This is a genomic window from Lysobacter antibioticus HS124, from assembly GCF_000336385.2.
GTDB classification, from domain to species: Bacteria; Pseudomonadota; Gammaproteobacteria; order Xanthomonadales; family Xanthomonadaceae; genus Lysobacter; species Lysobacter firmicutimachus.
Map to the genome: position 1 here is coordinate 17,518 of NZ_HG424611.1, position 4,115 is coordinate 21,632.

4 protein-coding genes are annotated in these 4,115 nt (G+C 70.3%); 2 read left to right on the plus strand and 2 right to left on the minus strand.

Annotated features, from left to right (window positions below; all coding sequences use genetic code 11):
- The first annotated feature begins 174 nt into the window (after positions 1 to 174).
- Positions 175 to 675, plus strand: a complete 501-nt coding sequence (locus tag TX83_RS21655; RefSeq protein WP_064750054.1) for a hypothetical protein — start codon at positions 175 to 177, stop codon at positions 673 to 675.
- Positions 676 to 745: 70 nt separating this feature from the next.
- On the opposite strand, the gene TX83_RS21660 is transcribed toward TX83_RS21655, so the two are convergent.
- Entirely contained in the window at positions 746 to 1,087 is a 342-nt protein-coding gene (locus TX83_RS21660; RefSeq protein WP_064750055.1) for a hypothetical protein, read from the minus strand.
- Between the two features lie 237 nt (positions 1,088 to 1,324).
- Positions 1,325 to 1,669: a hypothetical protein gene (locus TX83_RS23570; protein ID WP_186442684.1), complete on the minus strand. Its 345-nt coding sequence runs from the start codon at positions 1,667 to 1,669 to the stop codon at positions 1,325 to 1,327.
- A 42-nt stretch (positions 1,670 to 1,711) separates the two neighbouring features.
- On the opposite strand from TX83_RS23570, the gene TX83_RS21665 reads away from it, so the two are divergent.
- On the plus strand, positions 1,712 to 4,115 hold a 2,404-nt coding region (locus TX83_RS21665), incomplete at its 3' end, for a S8 family peptidase (protein ID WP_186442685.1).

The following is a 4,115-nucleotide window of genomic DNA, read 5'->3' on the forward strand; positions in this document are numbered from 1 at the left end:
CGCGTGCGCGCGCAACGCAAACGCAAGCACGGCACAGCCGAAAACCGCGGCTGGATCAGGCTAAGCGTGCTGTGCGCGCAGGGGCGATTGGTCCTGCCCGGCGCGGACGAATTGGCCCTCCCAACGCGGCGAAAGCGGTCCTAAGGTCGCCTCGCCCACCAGGAGGTTCCAACGATGACTACGCTGCGCATTCCGTTCCGCCGCCTCGCTCTGTCCGCGTTCGCCGCCGGGCTGATCGGCCTCGCGCCGGCCGCCTCCGCCGCCGACGCGGCACAAGGCCTCGGCATCGGCGAGGGATTGGCGCGCATCTGCGCGCGCCAGTTCGAGATCGCCCAACGCACCGACATGGAGTCGTTCCGCGACTACGACGCCGAAACGTTCCGCGCGATCCACGACGAGCGTTCGGTCACCGTGTTCGACAGCGGCGGCGTACGCATCGGCCTGGATGCGGTCATGGCCGCCTTGGCCAGCCATTTCGCCAACCGCGAAGCGAAGTGGAGCTGGACCGAGCGCTATCGCGTCGTCGACGGCTGCCGCTCGGCCTACATCCTGTACGAAACCGTGTACGAGATCCCGCGCATCGGCTACCGCCAGCGCGCCCTCACCGGGGTCACCTACAGCCATAACGGCCGCGGTTGGGTCGCCATCGCCGACCAGGGCACCAAGCTGCCCTGATCCGCAAGCTTCGCGGCTCATCGCCGTCGCCGCGCAAGGCGGCGACGGCGATGCCCGCATAGGGCGCCGCTTATGGCGTACGGCAGCAACGCACGTAGGTCTGCACGTGGCGCACGCCGGGATTGTGTTGGACCACCCAGGTGCGCCAGCCGTTGCCGTTCGGGATCGACATCGCCCAGATGCCGATCACCCCGCCGCTGCCTTCGTTGAACACGTAGCCGCCGCCGGTGGCGCTGTAGCCGACGGGGCAATTGGCGTCGATATTGACCCAAGTGTTCTGGGGAACGGCGACATTGGCCGATACGGCGTCGGTGCAGACCAGCGGCGCGGCGGCCGCTGATGCGGCGAACAAGGCCGAAACAGCCAGCACGGCAAGTTGGGACGAACGGCGCTGGGTCGTTGCATGCTTCATGGCGAACTCCTCGATGGAATGGGACGGTCGGGAACGTCGATCGCGCCAGCGACTTCCACGCCACGCCGTGATCGACAGCGAAACTTCGCGCCAAGCCCAGCAGGGACCGTAGCGCGATCGTCATCCGCGCCGCGGAAGTGCCGAGGCGCGGGCGCGACACCGAGATCCGGCGATGCGCCTGTCTGGCTACGCCGCAGCCGGTCGGCGTCGGCCAGGCCGATGTCGGTTCTGCCCGCATCAATCACAGTTGAGTTCGTCGCGCTTCACAGCGCGCAGTCGCGGCCGAGAATCGGCGCCGTCGAGCAGCGCAGGCGCGATTGACGATTCGAAAATATTTCCGCCGCGGCAACTCCCGATCGCGGCCTGCCCCACTCGCCCCAGCGGCGGATTCCGGTCGCGGCGACGGAAAAGACCCGCAACGCCGGCCACGCGCCGATGCACGGAAGACTGCCCAAGAGTGGCCGACCGGCGCCGGCGCGCGCGTTCGCTGACAGTAACGACGCCGTCGAAATCGAAGCGGCGTTTACCGCCGTCCGGCAGCGCCGCACGGGGGAAAACAAGGATGTGGCCGACCGCAAGCATCGGGTCCGCGTCCGATTGCGGCCGAACACAAGGAGGTTCGAGATGAAATCCCGACATTGCATCCCGGCGTTTTCCTGCGCCGGCGGGCCGACCCGTCCGCCGCGGCAGCCGCCCGCCACCGCGGGCGGCCCAGGCTATAGCGGCTTCGTGATCGCACGCTTGAGCGAACGCTTCGCGCCCGCCGCCGACAAGGACCTGCGCGCCCTGGCGCGCAAGCACAAACTGACCGCGCTGGCCAAGCTGCTCGACGAGACCGGCGTCGAGTCGACCCGGCCGCTGATCCGCAGCCTCGACCCCAAGCGCCTGCGGGAACTGGAAAAGCGCGCCGCGAACTCGCCCTTCCCGCCGCTGCGCAGCCTCACCGGCTACTGGCGCCTGGATCTGCGCCAGCGTCCCGAGCAGGCCGAAATGCTGGTCGCGCGCCTGCGTGCGCTCAGCGAAATCGCCGACGCCTACCGCGAACTGGACGTGAGCGATCCGGTCGACGACAGCGACGACCCCTATGCCGTCGGCCAAGGCTATCTGGACCCAGCGCCGGACGGCATCGACGCGCGCTGGGCCTGGACCCAGGCCAACGGCACCGGCGCCGGCACCGGCGTGGTCGACCTGGAACAGGGCTGGTTCCTGGGCCACGAGGATCTTGTCGCGCACGCGCCGAGCCTGATCTACGGCGACAACCGCGACGGCGTCGGCGCCTACAAGGGCAACCACGGCACCGCCGTACTCGGCGAAATCGCCGCGGTCGACAACACCCTGGGCGTGGTCGGCATCGCCCCGGACGTGGGTTCGGTGCGGGTCACGTCGCACTACGACGCCGGTACCGATACCGCCCTGCATGTGGCCGACGCCATCGTCGCCGCCCTGCCGAGCATGGCGGTGGGCGACGTGCTGCTGCTGGAAGTGCAGCGCGCCGGCGCGATCATGACCGAAGTCGACGACGCCGACTTCGACGCCATCCGCCTGGCCAGCGCGCTGGGCGTGATCGTGGTCGAGGCCGCCGGCAACGGCAACAACGACCTCGACAGCTATCTCGACGGCAGCGGCGTTCAGGCGTTCAACCGCGCCAGCCCGGATTTCCGCGACTCCGGCGCGATCGTGGTCGGCGCCGCCGAATCGTCCCTGCCGCACGATCGAGCCGGCTTCTCCAGCTACGGCTCGCGGGTGGATTGCTACGCCTGGGGCGAGAACGTCACCACCTGCGGTTACGGCACCCTCGACAACGGCGGCGGCGACGACGAGCGCACCTACACCGCCGGCTTCAACGGCACCAGTTCGGCCTCGCCGATCGTGACCGGCGCGGCGCTGATCGTGCAGGGCATGCACGCGGCCGCTACCGGCACGCGCTTGTCGCCGGCGCAGATGCGCAGCCTGTTGTCGGACCCGGCGATCAATACGCCGCAAGGCGGCGGCCTCGCCGGCGCGATCGGCGTGATGCCGGACCTGCGCGCAATCGTCGAGAACACGCTGGGGCTGACGCCGGACGTGTACCTGCGCGATCACGTCGGCGATAGCGGCGCCGTGCCGTCGACCGGTTCGATCAGCGCCAGCCCGGACGTGATCCTGCTGCCGGCGACCGTGCCCGACCCGAACGCTGCGTTCGGCGAAGGCAGCGGCACCGAGAACAGCAACGCGCTCGGCCACGAGGCCGAAACCGGCCACGACAACTACCTCTACGTGCGCATGCGCAACCGCGGCGGCGCCGATGCCGACGATGTGCGCGCCAGCGTGTACTGGAGTCCGGTCGCGACCTTGCTGACCCCGGACCTGTGGAATTTCATCGGCACCTCGGCGCCGGTCGATGTGCCGCTGGGCGACGTACTGACCGTGGCCGCGCCGATCGTCTGGCCCGAGGCCGACATCCCCGGCCCCGGCCATTACTGCTTCGTCGCCAGCGTCAGCCATCCGCGCGATGCCGCGCCGCCTCCGCCGCCGGGCCCGCCGAACTTCGATTGGGACGCGTTCCGCGCTTACATCCGCGCACACAACAACGTCACCTGGCGCAATTTCAACGTGGTCGATCCGCCGGCCGATCCGCAGGTCGGGCTGGCGCTGCCGTTCCTGATCACCGGCACGCCGGACCGCGCCCGCGCGTTCGACTTCGAAATCGTGCGGCGCCTGCCCAAGGGCGCCGAGCTGCGGCTGGAGCTGCCGCGCGATCTGGCCTACCGCATCGCCGGAGCGGCGCCGTGGAAGCTGGAAACGCCGCGCAAGGGCCGGCAGGCCGTGCTCAGCCTGCCGGCGCTGCCGCGCTTGCCGCTGTGCGGGCTGCCGCTGCCGCGCGCCGCCCGCTTGCCGGCGCGGCTGCTGCTGCGCGCGCCCAAGTCGGTGCGCCTGGAAGGCGCCAGCGTCACCATCCGCCAGCTCTACCAGGGCGAAGAAGTCGGCCGGATCACCTGGCAGTGCCGCGCGCGCGGCCCGGCCCTGGCGGCCGCGGCGCCGCCGCGCG

Excerpts from the sequence above, each read along its gene's own strand:
- TX83_RS21660 (WP_064750055.1), bottom strand. The coding sequence starts at position 1,087 with ATGAAGCATGCAACGACCCAGCGCCGTTCGTCCCAACTTGCCGTGCTG.
- TX83_RS23570 (WP_186442684.1), bottom strand. The coding sequence starts at position 1,669 with ATGCTTGCGGTCGGCCACATCCTTGTTTTCCCCCGTGCGGCGCTGCCG.
- TX83_RS21655 (WP_064750054.1), top strand. The coding sequence starts at position 175 with ATGACTACGCTGCGCATTCCGTTCCGCCGCCTCGCTCTGTCCGCGTTC.